Origin of the sequence: Thiosulfatihalobacter marinus, from assembly GCF_016019955.1 — a bacterium.
GTDB classification, from domain to species: Bacteria; Pseudomonadota; Alphaproteobacteria; order Rhodobacterales; family Rhodobacteraceae; genus Shimia; species Shimia marinus_A.
Genome location: NZ_JAECRZ010000007.1, coordinates 137,439 through 154,062 on the forward strand (window position 1 = coordinate 137,439; position 16,624 = coordinate 154,062).

Consider the following 16,624-nt stretch of genomic DNA (forward strand, 5'->3'; position numbering starts at 1 on the left):
GGTCGTATGTCAACAAGCGTTCTCAAAGTGGTGCAAGCTGTGCACCAGTACGACGCTGAGCGGCCCTGTGCGGCTGGTGTCAGGTGTCGTGCAAACCCTCTGCCAGCCGGTCAACGACGCCCCGCAAGGTCTCGATTTCGCCAGCGTATTGGTCAAACTCTGCCAGTGCTTCGCAGGTCTGGTTCAGGCGTTCGATCTGATCCCTGATTTTCAGTTCGCTATTGTCGATCCCGCCCAGCCGGTCGATCTGATCCGATACCCGCTGCATGTAGGGCCGCAGCGTTTCATGCTCCACGGTGTTGGCATAGTGCTTCAAGGTCACGTCATTGCCCGCACTGTGGTTGCCCATCTTTTTCAGAATGCCATACGGCACTTCTTGCTGTTCTGCGATGCTCAGGAACGTGCGCCTACAATCATGGTACGAAAGGTCGCTGCCCACGGCCCTGCGCAGGGCTGACAGGCTCTTGCGCGGGTCGTAACGCTTGGCATCGCCAAACACATGAACGGCCTCTGGGTCGGCTTCCCTGCGGCGCTGGAATATGGCTTCAATCTGCGCTGACATGGGCAGGGTCAGGGGATTGCCCGATTTCGATTTCTCGGCGGTGATTGTGAACGTCTTGGCGGTCATGTTCACGTCGGCAAATGCCAGCGATGCAGCCTCAGTTCTGCGCAGCCCTGCACGCACCAGCAGTTCCATGTAATCGGCATACTTCGGGTCTTTGGCGTCTGCCAATGCCTGAAAGAACTTCGGGAACTGTTCTTCTGTCAGGCGTCCGGTTCTGGCGTTGGGCTTATGCCAGCGGTTCAAATCGGTCAGGCGCTGGCAGGGGTTCGGGGGCAGGGTGTATTCGCCTGCGTCCGTCTTGGTGGCAATGCGGGCATAGTTCAGAACGGCCCGCAGGACATAGAAGGCATTGTTGGCGATGCTGGGGCTGCGTTCGGTGATCTGGTCGAACCGACGCACAATCATGCTGGGGGTGATCCCCTTCACATCTTTATCCAGCCAATCCGAAAAGTCGGCATTGATCAGGCGGCGGTTCTCGGCAGCGGTCTTGTCCTTCAAGTCGTGGTCCTGTTCGTACAGGTCCAGAGCGGCCCCCAGCGTAAGCGTAGCGGCCCGTTCCTTGGCCTTCTCTGCGTTGGGGTTGATCCCGTTCAGCAGATCGAAAGCGGCTTTCTTGGCCAGCTTGCGGGCTTCGTTCAAAGTGATCTGGTCAGCATCGCCCAACGTGACACGGGGTTTCTTGGCCCCGATGCGGCCCTCATAGAAGTACACCTTCTTGCGGGTGCCCACGCGAACGCCCAGCCCCTTGGTCTGCGTGTCTAGGTAATATTCCTGCTTTTTAGTAGCCAGTGGCAAATCCCGAACAACGTCTGCCTTCAACAATAGTTGGGCCATTTGATCCCCCTAGGTGCGATTTTAGTATCCAATTAGTATCCACGTTACCGCACTATATGGCGCTTTTTGGGGATTTATCAATATGGGGATTAGGGTGAAAATGTATAAAAATCAGTCATATAAGACGTATCAAGCTTTATGAATACTTACCGCAGAACTTTTTTGGGTACAGGGGGTCGCAAGTTCGAATCTTGCCGTCCCGACCATTTTCTCTTCAACACCCTACGATAGCGCATGGCGCGGGCGAATCGCCCATGCGCCGCCGTCGGTGTGTGACGAAACCATCACGCGCGAATATATGTTGCGTGAAGGTGCGGGTTGTCCCCACATATTGTGGATAACCGCGGCCGGAAAAAACCCCCGTCGCGAATTCTTCTTAGGTTCCAGTCGGTTCTTGGAAGGGGTTGAGGCGGTGCCTCGGCAAGGCCCTTCGCGCGTTACCTTTTGGAATCGGGGCGTGGCTTTGGCGGGACAGGGAATGCCCCGCCGGTCAACCGTGAAAAAGTGAAAAAATCGCAAATAAAGTCGTTGACCGTCTAGGCGCACATACGTCAGATTGTGGGGGCGGTGCCGGGTTGCCACAAGATGTAGTGGTGCCGGACCGGGCAGGGACAGATACCAAACACATTTCCGGGATACCGGAACGAAACATGCGACACGCATCTCCGTGTCACGTGGCGCTGGTTTTCGCGTTCTTGCCTGTTTTTGACCGCACGAGGCGCGCGCAATGACGCGCGGTTTGGGGACTTGTAGCTGGGATCGTGAGGCAGCGATGAAAATCGAAAGAAAATTTACCAAGGCAGGGCAGGACGCATATGCAGAGCTGGATTTCGTGACCACCGAGTCCGAAATCCGTAACCCGGACGGCACCGTTGTGTTCCGTCTGGACGCGGTCGAGGTGCCGGCCAGCTGGAGCCAGGTGGCCAGCGACGTGATTGCCCAGAAATACTTTCGCAAGGCGGGCGTGCCTGCGGCGCTCAAGCGCGTGAAGGAAAAGGGAGTCCCCGAATTCCTGTGGCGCTCGGTTCCGGCCAATGACAATACCGAGATTGGCGGCGAAACCAGCGCCAAGCAGGTGTTCGACCGGCTGGCAGGAGCGTGGACCTATTGGGGCTGGAAGGGCGGCTATTTCAGCACCGAGGAAGATGCGCGCGCCTATTTCGACGAGATGCGCTATATGCTGGCAACCCAGCGCGCCGCGCCGAATTCGCCTCAGTGGTTCAACACCGGCCTGCATTGGGCCTATGGCATCGATGGACCGGCGCAAGGACATTACTATGTCGATTTCAAATCCGGCAAGCTGACCAAATCCAGGTCGAGCTATGAACACCCCCAGCCACACGCCTGTTTCATCCAGTCGGTCAGCGACGACCTGGTGGGTGATGGCGGCATCATGGATCTGTGGGTGCGCGAGGCGCGTCTGTTCAAATATGGTTCGGGCACGGGCACCAATTTTTCCTCGCTGCGCGCCGATGGCGAGCCGCTGTCGGGCGGTGGCAAGTCCAGCGGCCTCATGGGGTTCCTGAAAATCGGCGACCGGGCGGCGGGCGCGATCAAGTCCGGCGGCACCACGCGCCGCGCGGCCAAGATGGTGATTGTCGATGCCGACCACCCGGATATCGAGGAATATATCAACTGGAAGGTCAAGGAAGAGCAGAAGGTTGCCAGCATCGTCGCCGGCTCGAAAATGCACGAAGAAAAGCTGAACGGGCTTTTTGCGGCGATCAAGGCCTGGGACGGCGCCGAAGCGGATGCCTATGATCCCAAAGTGAACGCGGCGCTGAAAGCGGCCATTCGCGAGGCGAAAAAGGTTGCGATCCCAGAGACTTATGTCAAGAGGGTGCTGGATTACGCCAGGCAGGGCTATGCCAGTATCGAATTCCCGACCTATGACACGGACTGGGATTCAGAAGCCTATGCCAGCGTGTCCGGGCAAAACTCGAACAATTCGATCCGGGTTACGGATGCGTTCCTGAAAGCGGTCCGGGACGATGCGGATTGGGAACTGATCCGGCGGACCGATGGCAGCGTCGCCAGAACGATCAAGGCGCGTAAGCTGTGGGAAGATGTGGGCCATGCGGCCTGGGCCTGTGCCGATCCGGGCATTCAGTATCACGATACGGTCAACGCCTGGCACACCTGCCCCGAAGATGGCGAGATTCGCGGCTCGAACCCGTGCTCGGAATACATGTTCCTGGACGATACGGCCTGTAACCTGGCGTCGATGAACCTGTTGGCGTTCCTTAGGGATGGGGAATTCCAGGCCGAGGATTATATCCACGCCACGCGCCTGTGGACCGTGACTCTGGAGATTTCGGTGACGATGGCGCAGTTCCCGTCCAAGGAAATCGCGCAGCTGTCATACGATTTCCGTACGCTGGGCCTGGGCTATGCCAATATCGGCGGGTTGCTGATGAACATGGGGCATGGCTATGACAGCGCCGAGGGCCGGGCGATAGCCGGGGCGCTGACCGCGATCCTGACTGGCGTGGCCTATGCGACAAGCGCCGAGATGGCAGGCGAGCTGGGCGCGTTCTCGGGCTATGGGCGCAACAGCCAGCACATGCTGCGGGTGATCCGCAACCACCGCCGGGCGGCCTTTGGCGAAACCGGCGGGTATGAAAAACTGGCGGTCAAGCCGGTGGCGCTGGATCATGGCAACTGCCCGGACCAGACGCTGGTGGCGCTGGCCAAATCAGCCTGGGACGAGGCGTTGTCGCTGGGCGAAAAGCACGGCTATCGCAACGCCCAGGTGTCGGTGATCGCGCCGACGGGTACGATTGGCCTGGTGATGGATTGTGACACCACGGGAATCGAGCCGGATTTTGCACTTGTGAAGTTCAAGAAGCTGGCCGGGGGTGGCTATTTCAAGATCATCAACCGGTCGGTGCCCGCGGCGCTGGAAAATCTTGGGTATTCCTCGGCGCAGATCGAGGAGATCGTATCCTATGCGGTGGGCCATGGCAGCCTGGGCAATGCGCCGGGGATCAACCACAGCTCGCTGGTGGGGCATGGGTTCGGTCAGACCGAGATCGACAAGATCGAGGCGGCGCTGGGATCGGCATTCGACATCCGGTTCGTGTTCAACCAGTGGACGCTGGGCGCCGAGTTCTGCACCAACGTGCTGGGCATTCCGGCCGACAAGCTGAACGATCCGGGATTTGACCTGTTGGCGCATCTTGGCTATGCGCGCCGCGATGTGGAGGCGGCGAACGATCATGTTTGCGGCACCATGACGCTGGAAGGCGCGCCGTTCCTGAAGCAAGAGCATTATCACATCTTTGATTGTGCCAATCCCTGCGGGAAGAAAGGCAAGCGTTATCTGAGTGTTGACAGCCACATCACCATGATGGCCGCGGCGCAATCGTTCATTTCGGGGGCGATCAGCAAGACGATCAACATGCCCAACGACGCGACGATCGAGGATTGCCAGAACGCCTATGAGCTGAGCTGGTCGCTGGGGATCAAGGCGAATGCGTTGTATCGCGACGGCTCCAAGCTGAGCCAGCCGCTGGCGGCGGCGCTGGTTGAGGATGATGACGAGGCGGCGGAAACGCTGGAAAGCGGCAGCCCGCATGAAAAGGCCACGGTTCTGGCCGAGAAGATCATCGAGAAGATCGTGATCAAGGAAGTGGCGCGCGGGCGCGAGAAGATGCCCGAACGCCGCAAGGGTTATACCCAGAAGGCGGTTGTTGGCGGGCACAAGGTGTATCTGCGTACCGGAGAATATTCCGACGGCTCCTTGGGCGAAATCTTTATCGACATGCACAAGGAAGGCGCCGGGTTCCGGGCGATGATGAACAATTTCGCCATCGCTGTGAGTGTGGGTCTGCAATATGGCGTGCCGCTGGAGGAATTCGTGGATGCGTTCACCTTTACCAAGTTCGAACCGGCGGGAATGGTGCAGGGCAATGACAGCATCAAGAATGCCACCTCGATCCTGGACTATATCTTCCGCGAACTGGCCGTGTCTTATCTGGACCGCACCGATCTGGCACATATCAAGCCGGAAGGCACGATGTTTGACGATCTGGGCCGTGGCGAGGAAGAGGGTGTGTCCAACCTGACAGAGCTGAGCGAAACGGCCGCGACGCGCTCGCTGGAAGTGCTCAAGCAGATTTCCTCGACCGGATATCTGCGCAAGCGTCTGCCTCAGGAACTGGTGGTGCTGAATGGCGGTGGCGGTGCGATGGATCCGGTCGCGACCTTGCAGACGCTTGTGCCCGAGACCTCTGTCACGGTGGGCACGGCGGCGGCGGGTGTGGCGAGCACAACCGCGGTAGCCAGCGGCACGGTGCGCATGGACGCGCGCGTCAAGGCCAAGATGCAGGGCTATGAGGGCGATCCTTGTGGTGATTGCGGGAACTATACGCTGGTGCGCAACGGCACCTGCATGAAATGCAACACTTGCGGGGCAACCAGCGGGTGCAGCTGATCCTGGGGGGAGACCTTGGGTAGGGGGCTTCGGCCCCCGACGAAACAAGAAGGACGAAACACGGGGCGGGTGCGCTCGCTCCGACGACATTCAGGCCGCAGGCAAAAAACATCGAGCGGTATATAGAGTGAGCCTGAATGGCGAAACTGGGGGGCGGATTGCCCCCCAATTTTTTGGGTTGGAGGGAGGGTGAAGCCGGGGGGCCAGCCCCCCGGACCCCCCGGAGTATTTCCGGCAAAATGAAGATCATGCGGGCAGATGGATGTTGAACCGCGCACGCAGGGCGCGGTCGAGCGTGGGGTCAAAGCGCGCGTTGGAAGGTTCGGACAGGATCTGTTCCTTGCGGGCGGTGGCCTTGGCGATCAGGTCCGGTCTGGCCTTTTCGGCCCATTCCTTGGGTGAGGTTCTGTCGCCAAGTGTCGGATAGACATGGTCAATTTGCATTCGGCTGAGGGTCGCGTCGGTACCGAGATAGTGGCCGGGCCCGCCAAGGCAGACATCATGTAATTGATCCAGAGCGAGCGTCGCGTCATCCACCTCGATGCCGCGCACGCAGCGCAGGGCCTGGCCAAGGAGATCATCTCCCAGGATCAGCGATTCATGGCAGAAACCGAGCAGTGACGCGTGCATTCCGGCGGCCTCATAAACCATGTTGAGCCCGGAGAGACCGGCCATGACAGCCGAACACATCTGCTCCCAGCCGGCCTGCATGTCGGGCAATTTGGAATCGGAGGCACCAGCAGCGGCCCCACCGGGCAGGCCGTAGAATATATGCATCTGGGCGCAGCCTGCCGAGAGCAGTGCCTGTTCACCCGAGCCGACGGTCATCGCGCCGCTGCGCAGATCGAGGCCGAAGGGCCAGGTGCCGAAAATCGCCGGGTGGCCGGGCGCGATGGCGTTGACATAGACAAGACCGGCGAGACATTCCGCACAGGCCTGCATGATGGCCCCGGCGATGGTGCTGGGCGCGGTGGCCCCGGCCATGCCCGCCGACAGCAGGAGAACGGGCATTCCGCCGCTAATGCAGGCCTCCATCACCTGGCAGGATTCGGTGGCGAACTTCATGGGTGGAACGACGAAGCAATTGGAATTGCTGACGAAAGGGCGCTCGCGCCACTTGTCTTCGCCGCCCGCAATCATGTGCAGCATCTCCAGCGCGTCCGCCACATAGGCGGGATCGGTAAAGGACGTGCCAAGATGCTTGGTGGTGCCGGAGCAGCAGGCATAGATGGTGTTGAGATCCATGTCCCGATTGTCAGCGATATCGCGGCAGACCATGGGGCGTTGCACGAAGTGGATATTGTCGAGCACATTGCAGATGCGCGCGGCGTCGTGGAGATCCTGAACCGTGCTGTCGCGGTAGGCGCGCCCCTGCACGTCGACCATGGAAACGGCGGCGCCAGCGGTGCCGTAATGTACCCTCGCGTCATTCAGATGCAGGTCATGTTGTGCATCGCGACCGTGTAAGGTTATGTCTTTACAGGCTTTTGCAATGGCATCTTCAACAAGGGTGCGCGGGAAGCGCAACCGCCCGTCTTCGCCGAGCCGCGCGCCCGCGCTGGTCAGGATTTCGACGCCGGAGGGCGGGGCGTCGGCCAGGCCGATCTGTTCGAGTGCGTCCAGCGCGGTGGCGTGAATGCGCTGCATGTCGTGATCGGAAAGGGGGCGGTATGTGCCGCCGGTGAGACCGGCACGGACCGGGCGGATGTCCCGGGACAGCGGTGCGGCGCGCGCGGCGCGACGGGCGGCGCGACCGCCGGAACGGCGTGGGGAAGTCATGTGCTGGGTGATCCTGTTGAAAAAGTTTGAAAACGAACCGTCTCAAACTGTGGTCGGGCGCCCACGCGCGGCGCGGCCCCTGTCCGCGCCAATGGTGCGGCTGACCAATTGGATCTTGCAACGGTCCGAGTGCATCGCGTCTCCCTTTTTCAGGCAGTGTGAGCGCGGGCGTCTGGATCGTCTTTTCCGATTGCGACATATGTTGTTTGTCGTTTTTGGGCTTGGATCAGGTGGTGATCCGCGCGGCGTGATCGACAAGGGTTTGCAAGGCCATGGAAAACCGGTCGTCATTCACTGTCATGGCAACGCGGATGTGGCCCGAGGCCGAACTGCCGAAGCTTTCGCCGGGCATGACGGCGATGAGATGGGTATCGAGCAGGCTTGTGGCAAAGCCCTCGCCGCTGAGGCCGGTGGCGCGGATGTCGAGCATCAGGTACATCGCGCCTTGCGCCGGGATCAGGCCGACGCTGTTTTGCTGGGCGAGGATCTGATGCGCCAGCGCCCGGCGGCGGCGAAAGGGGGCGGCGATTTTCTCTTCTATTCCGGGGCCTTGGGATAGCGCAAACAGGGCGGCATCCTGAATGAAACCGGGCACGCCATAGGTGGTATGGGTGGCCAGGTTGACCAGGTGGTCGATGGCGTGTTCCGGCCCGGCAATCCAGCCGATGCGGCTGCCGGTCATGGCGTGGGATTTCGACATGGAGCCGATCACCAGGGTGCGCTCGGCCATGCCGGGCAGGGCACGGGGGCTGATATGAGTGCCTTCCCAGACCTGGGTGTCATAGACCTCGTCCGAGATCAGCCAGAGATCGTGGGTGATACAGGCGCGAGCGATTTCCTTAAGGGTATCAATGCCATAAACCGTTCCGGTGGGATTGTTGGGGGTGTTTATCAGCAGCGAGGCGGCGCCGGGACGGGCGGCGCGGGCAATCGCGTCATGGTCCGGCAGGAAATTGTTTTCGGCGCGGGTGGGGATGGGGACGGGCCGCGCGCCGGCGCCGCGCAGCGTGCCGGGATAGGTGGCGTAATATGGATCGATGAACAGGGCGCGGTCACCGGGATTGCAGGCCGCAATATGCGCGGCGAACAGCGCCGACTGCCCGCCGGGCGTGATGAGGATATTGCGGTAAGTTGTTGGAACGCCAGTTCTTTCCTCGATCCGGCTGGCGACGATCTCGCGCAAGCCCTGAATGCCGGGCACAAGCGCATAGCCGGTGTGGCCGCTGGTGGCGGCGTGGTTCATGGCGGCGAGGATGGCGGGGTCTGTTCGGATATCGTGCTCGCCGATGGTCAGTTCGGTCACGGGGAAGCCATCTGCGATCATGCGGCGGGCCTTGTAGAACACGTCCCAGCCATCGGAACCACCCCCCGTCAGATGTGTAATACGTTGAGATAGTTCCATTATATTTCCCTGATCCGATATCCGATCCGTGGCTCAGGGGGCCAGAGCAGCAAGGATTCGTCAATTCAGATTTCGTGATGGGCGGGATTTCGGGGCGTCATCGGGGCTTGTCGGCGCGGCGTCTGTATTGCGTCGGTATTACGTCGGTGCGCTTGTCACTCTGGCGGGGTACGGGGAAAGATGCCTTTGCTGACAAAACGCATGACCGGCTCGCCCTTGTGGTTGCTGACGGTTGTGCGGCTGGTGACAAAGCCGATCCCGGGGCGGCTTTGCGAGGCTTTCAGGTCAAGTACGGTCATTTCCACGCTGAGCGTGTCGCCGGGATAGACCGGCTTGATCCAGCGCAACTCGTCGACGCCGGGAGAGCCCAGGGAGCGGCCACGGGTTTCCATGTCCTCGACCATCATTGCCATGGTCATGGCGCAGGTGTGCCAGCCGCTGGCGCACAGGCCACCGAACAGCGAGGATTTGGCCATTTCGTCGTCCAGATGGAAGAACTGTGCGTCGTATTTGCCGGCGAACTCGATGATTTCTTCGCGCGTGACCTTGTAGGCGCCAAAACGGCGGGTCTGGCCCGGCTCGAAGCTTTCGAAGGGGATGAAGGGAACATCGTCGGGGGGTGTCATCATGGTCGTTTTCCTGGTGCGGTGTGATGCGCGGAGGGTGCCCAAGGGCGGGCACCGGAGCAACCCGCCCGGAAGACGGGTGACGCGGCGTTACGCGTTGAGTGAGGACGGGGCAGGCGTGTCCCCGAGCAGGTAGCGCGGGCCGGTGCCGTGGACGCGGGCGCGATCATCCGGGTTGTAGAGCGCGCAGTTTTGCAGGGAGAGGCAGCCGCAGCCGATGCAGCCATCCAGTTTGTCGCGCAGGGCCGTAAGCTGGCCGATGCGGGCGTCAAGGTGGCGGCGGAAGCGGGCGGATATGCGTTGCCAGTCGCGTTTGGTGGGCGTGCGGTTTTGCGGCAGGGAGTCGAGCGCGGCGCGGATTTCGGCGATCGAGAAGCCAAGGTTCTGGGAAATCATCACAAAAGACAGGCGGCGGATGTCGGCGCGGTCAAAGCGGCGCTGGCCGCTGTCGGTTCGCAATGGGTGGACCAGACCCTGGTCTTCGTAGAATCGGATGGCGGAGGGTGCCAGGCCCGTGCGGGCCGAGATTTCGCCGATTGTCAGGCCGTGTCGTTTGGATATTTTGTTTTTCATAGGTATTTTTCGTTTGACCTCAAGTTAACTTGAAGAACTAGACTGGAGGAAGTCAAGAAGAGAAGAAGGGAATACCCAGATGAATTTGGAACATGTGAATATCTGTGTGCCCGATGCCAGGGCCCATGCGGCGGTGTTGATCGATCTGTTTGGCTGGCATGTCCGGTGGGAAGGCCCGGCCAAGGATGAGGGATATACGGTGCATGTGGGCAGCGAGGATGGCTATCTGGCGCTTTACACGCCCGCCTGGGCGCTGGAGCCGGAAAGCCGCCGATATCACCATCTGGCCGGGCTGAACCATATCGGGGTTGTGGTGGAGGATCTGGACGCGGTCGAGGCGCGGGTGAAGGCGGCCGGGTATGTGCCGCACAGCCACGGCGATTACGAGCCGGGCCGGAGATTCTATTTCGACGGGCCGGACGGGATCGAATATGAGGTGGTCAGCTATGTGTAGGGGCTACCTGTTGGGGCGGGTGACGCGGGCAAGAATGATGCTGGGGCGGGCGGCTCCTGCGCCCTTGCGGGCGTCGTCGCGCGGTCAGTCGGCGCGTGGCGGCAGGCTGGCTTGTGTCCTTTTGGGCAAGGCGGCGCGGATGGTGTCATAGGCCACCTGAATGCGGTGGCGCAGTTCGTCCGGGGCGGTGTCCAGCGGGAGATGAATCCAGCTGCGGTGAAAATAGGGGGCTTTGGTGCCGACACCGGCGTCAATCAGCATTTGCGCGGTGTCGATATCGGGGGTCTTGACCGAGACCCCCGTGCCGGCGGCGCCGATGGCCGTGAAGATCTTGCCGCCGACTTTCCACACGTCATGGCCCGGACCGAAGGGTTCGGACCATTCGGCCCCGGGCAGGGCGGCGCAGAGGCGGTTGACGGTGTTGCGGCTCATGACGGGACGGTGGCGTGGGCGGGGGGATGCGTCAAGTCTCTTGACCAGCGCGGCGTGTTGCGCGTAAGGCTGTGGCCATGAACGGTGCACGCATCCTCATTATCTGCTGCATTCCCTGCTGAGACAATCAGGCGGGCTGTTCTTCTATTCCAAACATGATCTGAAGTTGTTAAGCCCGCCGCGAGCGTCGCTGCGCCCTGTTGCACGCCACGAAGGACAAGACATGACGACGATCAGACTGCACAATACCAGAACCCGCCGGAAGGAGGTTTTCGAGCCGATCGACCCGGGTAATGTGCGCATGTATGTCTGTGGGCCGACGGTGTATGACCGTGCTCATATCGGCAATGCGCGCCCGGTGGTGGTGTTTGACGTGCTGTATCGGCTGTTGCGCCATGTGTATGGTGGGGATCATGTGACCTATGTGCGCAATTTCACCGACGTGGATGACAAGATCAACGCGCGCGCCGCGCAGAGCGGGCGTGCGATTGGCGAGATCACGGCGCAGACGACGCAGTGGTATCTGGACGATATGGGGGCGTTGGGGGCGTTGGAGCCGGATGCCATGCCGCGCGCGACGCAGTATATTCCGCAGATGGTGGCGATGATCGAAGACCTGATGGCGAAGGGTTTTGCCTATGAGGGGGATGGGCATGTGTTGTTCCGGGTGCGCGAATATGCCGGCTATGGCGCGCTGTCCGGGCGTTCCGTGGACGACATGATCGCGGGGGCGCGGGTGGAAGTGGCGCCCTACAAGGAAGATCCGATGGATTTCGTGCTGTGGAAGCCGTCGGGCGATGATGTGCCGGGGTGGGACAGCCCCTGGGGGCGGGGGCGTCCGGGCTGGCATATCGAGTGTTCGGCGATGTCGTATGAATTGTTGGGGGCATCGTTCGATATTCATGGCGGGGGAAATGATCTGATGTTCCCGCATCACGAGAACGAGATCGCGCAAAGCTGTTGTGCGCATCCTGAGGGGGAGTTTGCGCGGTACTGGATGCATAACGAGATGTTGCAGGTTGAGGGCAGGAAGATGTCCAAATCGCTGGGCAATTTCTTTACCGTGCGGGATCTGCTGGAGCAGGGGGTGCCCGGTGAGGTGATCCGGTTCGTGTTTCTGAGCACCCATTACGGCAAGCCGATGGACTGGACCGCGAAGAAGGCTGGCGAGGCGGAGGCGACGTTGCGCAAATGGCGGACGCTGGGCGCGGGCGTTGAGCCAGCGCGCCGCGTGCCGGCCGCTGTGGTGGCGGCCCTGGCCGATGATCTTAACACCGCCGGGGCGATTGCAGAGCTGCATCGGCTGGCGGGGGCGGGCGATGGCGCGGGGCTGAAGGCCGGGGCCGCGTTGTTGGGTTTGCTGACAGAAGAGATGGGTGATTGGGCGCGGGGCGTGGATTTGTCGCCCTATGAGGCGGCCTTGGCCGGGGCGCGGGAGGCGGCGATGGTGAGCAAGGATTTTGCGGAGGTGGACCGGCTGAAGGCGGCTTTGGTCGCGGCCGGGGTTGAGGTGCGCATGAGCAAGGCGGGGGTGGAGCTGCTGCCTGCGGCCGGGTTTGACGCGGTGAAACTGGAGGGGGTGTTGTGATGTTGGCGGAGGTTGGAACCGGGGGGCTGTCTGCCCCCCACAGCGCAAATCCGTTGGATTTGCGCTGGCCCCCCCGAGGATATTTGGGGCCAAAAGAAGCGCGGGGCGTGGTGGTATGAAGGAGCGCCTGTTTATCTATGATACGACGTTGCGCGATGGGCAGCAGACCCAGGGGGTGCAATTTTCCACGCCCGAGAAGGTGCAGATCGCGGAAGTTCTGGATGCGTTGGGGGTGGATTACATCGAGGGCGGCTGGCCGGGGGCAAATCCGACGGATAGCGATTTCTTTGAGCTGAAGCCGGAGATGGAGGCGACATTTGCCGCCTTTGGCATGACCAAGCGGGCCGGCATGTCAGCGGAGAATGACGATGTGCTGGCGGCGGTGATGAATGCCGGGACACAAGCGGTGTGCCTTGTGGGCAAGACGCATGATTTTCACGTGGAGACCGCGCTGGGGATCACGCTGGAGGAGAATACGGACAATATCGCGCGGTCGGTGGCTTATCTGGTGGCGCAGGGGCGCGAGGCGTTGTTTGACGCGGAGCATTTCTTTGACGGGTACAAGGCCAATCCCGGTTATGCGCTGGCGGCGGTGAAGGCGGCCTTTGACGCAGGTGCGCGCTGGGTGGTGTTGTGTGACACCAATGGCGGCACCTTGCCGGCCGAGATTGGCGCGATCACGGCGGCGGTGATCGGCGCGGGCATTCCGGGAGACCGGTTGGGCATTCACACGCATAACGACACGGAAAACGCGGTGGCCGGATCGCTGGCGGCGATTGATGCGGGGGCGCGGCAGGTGCAGGGCACGCTGAACGGGCTGGGTGAGCGGTGCGGCAATGCCAACCTGACGACGCTGATCCCGACGCTGCTCTTGAAGGAGCCTTATGCCAGCCGGTACGAGACTGGTGTCACGGTCGAGGCGCTGGCGGGGCTGACGCGGGCGAGCCGGGTTCTGGACGATATCCTGAACCGGGTTCCGGCGAAGCAGGCGGCCTATGTGGGGGCCTCGGCCTTTGCCCACAAGGCGGGGCTGCATGCCAGCGCGATCCTGAAGGATCCGACGACCTATGAGCATGTCGATCCGGCTGTGGTGGGCAATGAGCGCGTCATTCCGATGTCGAACCAGGCCGGGCAATCGAACCTGCGCAAGCGGCTGGCGGATGCGGGGCTGAGCGTGGCGAAGGGCGATGCGGCGCTGGGGCGGATCCTGACCCGGATCAAGGCGCGTGAGGCGGTCGGATACAGCTATGACAGTGCCCAGGCGAGTTTCGAGTTGCTGGCGCGCGATGAGCTTGGGCTGCGCGAGAAGTTCTTTGACGTGGAACGTTATCGGGTGATCTCGGAACGGCGGCGCAATGCGCGCGGGCATCTGGTGGTGGAATCCGAAGCGGTTGTCACGGTGCAACTGCCCAGCGGGGCCAAGCGCACGTCGTATTTCAAGAACGAGCATTCCGAGGAAATGAGCGATGATGGTCCGGTCAACGCGCTGTGGCAGGCGCTGAAGCAGGATCTGGGGCCGTATCAGCGCCTGATCGACGATGTGCGGCTGGTGGATTTCAAGGTGCGTATCACCAATGGCGGCACCGAGGCGGTGACTCGGGTGATCATCGATTTCGAGGATGATGGCGGGCATCGTTGGGCCACGGTGGGGGTGTCGGCCAATATCGTGGATGCGAGTTTCGAGGCGTTGCTGGAGGCGCTGAACTGGAAGCTGATGCGCGACGGCGCGGTGCGGACCGGGTGAGGCATGGGTATTGATTTCTGTTCACGGGTTGGCCGTGCCCGGCGCCTGCTGGGGCGACTGGTGTGACCGACGCGGCGGGTGAGGATATTGCCGCCTGCGCCGGGCTGGTGGCGCGGGGCGATGCGGATCGTTTTCTGGCGGTGATGGCGGCAAGCCCGCCGGCGCGGGACGTTTTGTTTCCGATCTATGCGTTCAATGTCGAGGTGGCGCGGGCGCCCTGGGTGACGGAAGAAAGCATGATTGCGGAGATGCGCCTGCAATGGTGGCGCGACGCGGTGGACGAGATCGGCGCCCATGGCGCGGTGCGCAAGCATGAAGTTGTGACGCCGTTGGCCGGGGTGCTGGACGCGACCGGCGCGGCGGTGCTGGCGGAGCTTGTCGAGGCGCGACGCTGGGATATCTATCGCGCGCCGTTTGCCGATGCGGCGCAGTTTGACGACTATCTTGAAAAAACGGCGGGCGGGCTGACCTTTGTGGCGGCGCGGGCGCTGGGGCCGGTGGAGGAGAGCGTGGCGCGCCAGGTTGGCTATGCGCTGGGGCTGGCGAACTGGTTTCGCGCGATCCCGGAGTTGGAGGCGCGGGGCCGGGTGCCGCTTGTGGACGGGCGGCCCGGGGCGGTGGCGGAACTGGCACGCGCGGGGTTGGCGCGGTTGCGCGCGGCGCGGCGGCAGCGCGGCGCGGTGAGCCGGGCGGCGGGGCAGGCGCTTTTGGCCGGGTGGCAGGCGGAGGCGGTGTTGCGTCAGGCGGCAGAGGCGCCGGAGCGGGTGAAGGATGGCGCATTGGGGCAGAGCGAATTCGCCCGAAAGGCGGGGCTGATGTGGCGCGCGATGAGCGGGCGCTGGTAGGGGCTTTGCCCCGTCGGCTGCGCCGACTCCCCAGAGTATTTTCGGCAAAATGAAGGGGTGCGGTCAGGCCTCTTGCGGGCGCAGCACAAGCCATATGAGAGCCGCGCCTGCGAGCATCAGGAAGGGGGCCATGGCGAGGTTGACGCTGGTCCAGCCGGTGACGGCATCGCCGCCCGAGCAGTTCATCAGCCCGCCCGAGGCCAGCGAGGCGACGGTGACGCCGCCGAAGACGATCAGGTCGTTCATGCCTTGCATCCGGCCCCGTTCATGCGGTTCATGCGCGCCCGCGAGCATGGTGGTGGCGCCGATGAAGCCGAAATTCCAACCGAGGCCAAGCAGGATCAGGGCAATGAAGAAATTGCCCAGTTCGACGCCTTGCAGGGCGACGGCGCCGGCCCCGGCGAGGATGACGAGGCCGGTGGCGACGATCTTTTCCACGCCGAAGCGGGCGATCAGGTGGCCGGTGAAGAAGGAGGGCGCGAACATGGCGAGCACATGGGCGGTGACGACATCGGCGGCGTTGTTCTGTTGGTAGCCGCAGCCCACGACAGCGAGCGGGGTTGATGTCATCACGAGGTTCATCAGAGCATAGGAGACCATGGCGCAGATCACCGCCACGGCGATCCGGGGCGTGGTGATGAGTTCCCAGCGGGTGCGCCCGCGCGGGGCGTCAGCGGCGACTGGTGCCGGTTTGGGGATGTTGATGAACAGGAACAGCGCGGCGCCGATCACGTTGATCAAGATCACGCCCAGATAGGTGCCCATGAAGGGGATCACCATAGAATCGGATGTGACCTTGACCAGTTGCGGCCCGATAATGGCCGAGGCAAGGCCGCCGGCCATGACATAGGAGATCGCCTTGGGGCGGAAATCATCCGAGGCGGTGTCGGCGGCGGCGAAGCGGTAGAAGCCTTGCGCGCTCATGTAGATGCCGGTCAGGAACGAGCCGGCGAGAAAGACGGTGAAGGAATTGAGATAAAGCCCGTAGGCACCGACCGCGCCGCCAATTGCGCCGCCGCCGGCGCCAACCATGAACCCGGCGCGGCGCCCGAAACGCTGCATGAGCGCGGAGAGCGGGGTGGCAGAGAGCATCGAGCCAAGCACGATCAGCGAGATCGGCAGGGTGGCAAAGCAGACATTGGGCGCCAGCGATTGCCCGGCCAGCCCGCCAATGGTGAAGATCATGGGCATCTGCGCGCCCAGGAAGGCCTGGGCAAGGACCAGGATGAACACGGTGCGCCGGGCGCTGGTATCGTCGATCGCGTGACTCATGCGCAAAAGCGTTAGCTTGTTAAGCAGTAGAGGTCCAGAGCTTGCGACGCGGGGTCGCACAGGCGTAACGTGGCG

The 16,624-nt window shown here is 62.2% G+C and carries 12 protein-coding genes; 5 read left to right on the plus strand and 7 right to left on the minus strand.

Features of this window, described 5'->3' with window-relative positions:
- Nucleotides 1-79: 79 nt before the first annotated feature.
- The gene (locus I3253_RS12365) at nucleotides 80-1,399 is read right to left on the minus strand and encodes a tyrosine-type recombinase/integrase (protein WP_197917986.1); all 1,320 of its coding nucleotides are present in this window, start codon (nucleotides 1,397-1,399) and stop codon (nucleotides 80-82) included.
- Between the two features lie 772 nt (nucleotides 1,400-2,171).
- Between I3253_RS12365 and I3253_RS12370 the strand changes: the two genes are divergently transcribed.
- The gene (locus I3253_RS12370) at nucleotides 2,172-5,834 is read left to right on the plus strand and encodes a vitamin B12-dependent ribonucleotide reductase (protein WP_197917987.1); all 3,663 of its coding nucleotides are present in this window, start codon (nucleotides 2,172-2,174) and stop codon (nucleotides 5,832-5,834) included.
- A 246-nt stretch (nucleotides 5,835-6,080) separates the two neighbouring features.
- Here the strand turns inward: I3253_RS12370 and I3253_RS12375 are convergent, their stop codons facing one another.
- The 4 genes from I3253_RS12375 to soxR all read right to left on the minus strand — a co-directional run bounded on the left by I3253_RS12375 (nucleotide 6,081) and on the right by soxR (nucleotide 10,214).
- Nucleotides 6,081-7,613 carry a trimethylamine methyltransferase family protein gene (locus tag I3253_RS12375; protein ID WP_197917988.1) on the minus strand — a complete coding sequence of 511 codons (1,533 nt, stop codon included), beginning with the start codon at nucleotides 7,611-7,613 and terminating at the stop codon, nucleotides 6,081-6,083.
- A 226-nt stretch (nucleotides 7,614-7,839) separates the two neighbouring features.
- Nucleotides 7,840-9,015 (minus strand): pyridoxal phosphate-dependent aminotransferase, encoded by a 1,176-nt coding sequence (locus I3253_RS12380; protein WP_197917989.1) that lies wholly within the window; start codon nucleotides 9,013-9,015, stop codon nucleotides 7,840-7,842.
- A gap of 155 nt (nucleotides 9,016-9,170) precedes the next feature.
- Nucleotides 9,171-9,644 carry a MaoC family dehydratase gene (locus tag I3253_RS12385; RefSeq protein WP_197917990.1) on the minus strand — a complete coding sequence of 158 codons (474 nt, stop codon included), beginning with the start codon at nucleotides 9,642-9,644 and terminating at the stop codon, nucleotides 9,171-9,173.
- 87 nt (nucleotides 9,645-9,731) lie between these two features.
- The gene (gene soxR, locus I3253_RS12390; protein ID WP_197917991.1) at nucleotides 9,732-10,214 is read right to left on the minus strand and encodes a redox-sensitive transcriptional activator SoxR; all 483 of its coding nucleotides are present in this window, start codon (nucleotides 10,212-10,214) and stop codon (nucleotides 9,732-9,734) included.
- Between the two features lie 79 nt (nucleotides 10,215-10,293).
- Between soxR and I3253_RS12395 the strand changes: the two genes are divergently transcribed.
- Nucleotides 10,294-10,668, plus strand: coding sequence for a VOC family protein (locus I3253_RS12395; RefSeq protein ID WP_197917992.1), 375 nt, complete (start codon nucleotides 10,294-10,296; stop codon nucleotides 10,666-10,668).
- A gap of 84 nt (nucleotides 10,669-10,752) precedes the next feature.
- Here the strand turns inward: I3253_RS12395 and I3253_RS12400 are convergent, their stop codons facing one another.
- On the minus strand, nucleotides 10,753-11,100 hold the full coding sequence (locus tag I3253_RS12400; protein ID WP_197917993.1) for an MmcQ/YjbR family DNA-binding protein: 348 nt from the start codon (nucleotides 11,098-11,100) through the stop codon (nucleotides 10,753-10,755).
- Between the two features lie 223 nt (nucleotides 11,101-11,323).
- Between I3253_RS12400 and cysS the strand changes: the two genes are divergently transcribed.
- The 3 genes from cysS (at nucleotide 11,324) to I3253_RS12415 (ending at nucleotide 15,277) form a co-directional block, all read left to right on the plus strand.
- Complete coding sequence (gene cysS / locus I3253_RS12405) at nucleotides 11,324-12,688, plus strand: cysteine--tRNA ligase (RefSeq protein ID WP_197917994.1); 1,365 nt, start codon at nucleotides 11,324-11,326, stop codon at nucleotides 12,686-12,688.
- A 115-nt stretch (nucleotides 12,689-12,803) separates the two neighbouring features.
- Nucleotides 12,804-14,432, plus strand: a complete 1,629-nt coding sequence (gene cimA / locus I3253_RS12410) for a citramalate synthase (RefSeq protein ID WP_197917995.1) — start codon at nucleotides 12,804-12,806, stop codon at nucleotides 14,430-14,432.
- Between the two features lie 62 nt (nucleotides 14,433-14,494).
- On the plus strand, nucleotides 14,495-15,277 hold the full coding sequence (locus tag I3253_RS12415; RefSeq protein ID WP_332255689.1) for a squalene/phytoene synthase family protein: 783 nt from the start codon (nucleotides 14,495-14,497) through the stop codon (nucleotides 15,275-15,277).
- A gap of 63 nt (nucleotides 15,278-15,340) precedes the next feature.
- Here the strand turns inward: I3253_RS12415 and I3253_RS12420 are convergent, their stop codons facing one another.
- Nucleotides 15,341-16,549, minus strand: coding sequence for an MFS transporter (locus I3253_RS12420; protein WP_197917996.1), 1,209 nt, complete (start codon nucleotides 16,547-16,549; stop codon nucleotides 15,341-15,343).
- Nucleotides 16,550-16,624: the final 75 nt, after the last annotated feature.

Coding starts and splice junctions, on each gene's coding strand:
- I3253_RS12365 (WP_197917986.1), bottom strand. CDS start 1,399: ATGGCCCAACTATTGTTGAAGGCAGACGTTGTTCGGGATTTGCCACTG.
- I3253_RS12420 (WP_197917996.1), bottom strand. CDS start 16,549: ATGAGTCACGCGATCGACGATACCAGCGCCCGGCGCACCGTGTTCATC.
- I3253_RS12395 (WP_197917992.1), top strand. CDS start 10,294: ATGAATTTGGAACATGTGAATATCTGTGTGCCCGATGCCAGGGCCCAT.
- cimA (WP_197917995.1), top strand. CDS start 12,804: ATGAAGGAGCGCCTGTTTATCTATGATACGACGTTGCGCGATGGGCAG.
- cysS (WP_197917994.1), top strand. CDS start 11,324: ATGACGACGATCAGACTGCACAATACCAGAACCCGCCGGAAGGAGGTT.
- I3253_RS12375 (WP_197917988.1), bottom strand. CDS start 7,613: ATGACTTCCCCACGCCGTTCCGGCGGTCGCGCCGCCCGTCGCGCCGCG.
- I3253_RS12370 (WP_197917987.1), top strand. CDS start 2,172: ATGAAAATCGAAAGAAAATTTACCAAGGCAGGGCAGGACGCATATGCA.
- I3253_RS12385 (WP_197917990.1), bottom strand. CDS start 9,644: ATGATGACACCCCCCGACGATGTTCCCTTCATCCCCTTCGAAAGCTTC.
- I3253_RS12380 (WP_197917989.1), bottom strand. CDS start 9,015: ATGGAACTATCTCAACGTATTACACATCTGACGGGGGGTGGTTCCGAT.
- I3253_RS12400 (WP_197917993.1), bottom strand. CDS start 11,100: ATGAGCCGCAACACCGTCAACCGCCTCTGCGCCGCCCTGCCCGGGGCC.
- soxR (WP_197917991.1), bottom strand. CDS start 10,214: ATGAAAAACAAAATATCCAAACGACACGGCCTGACAATCGGCGAAATC.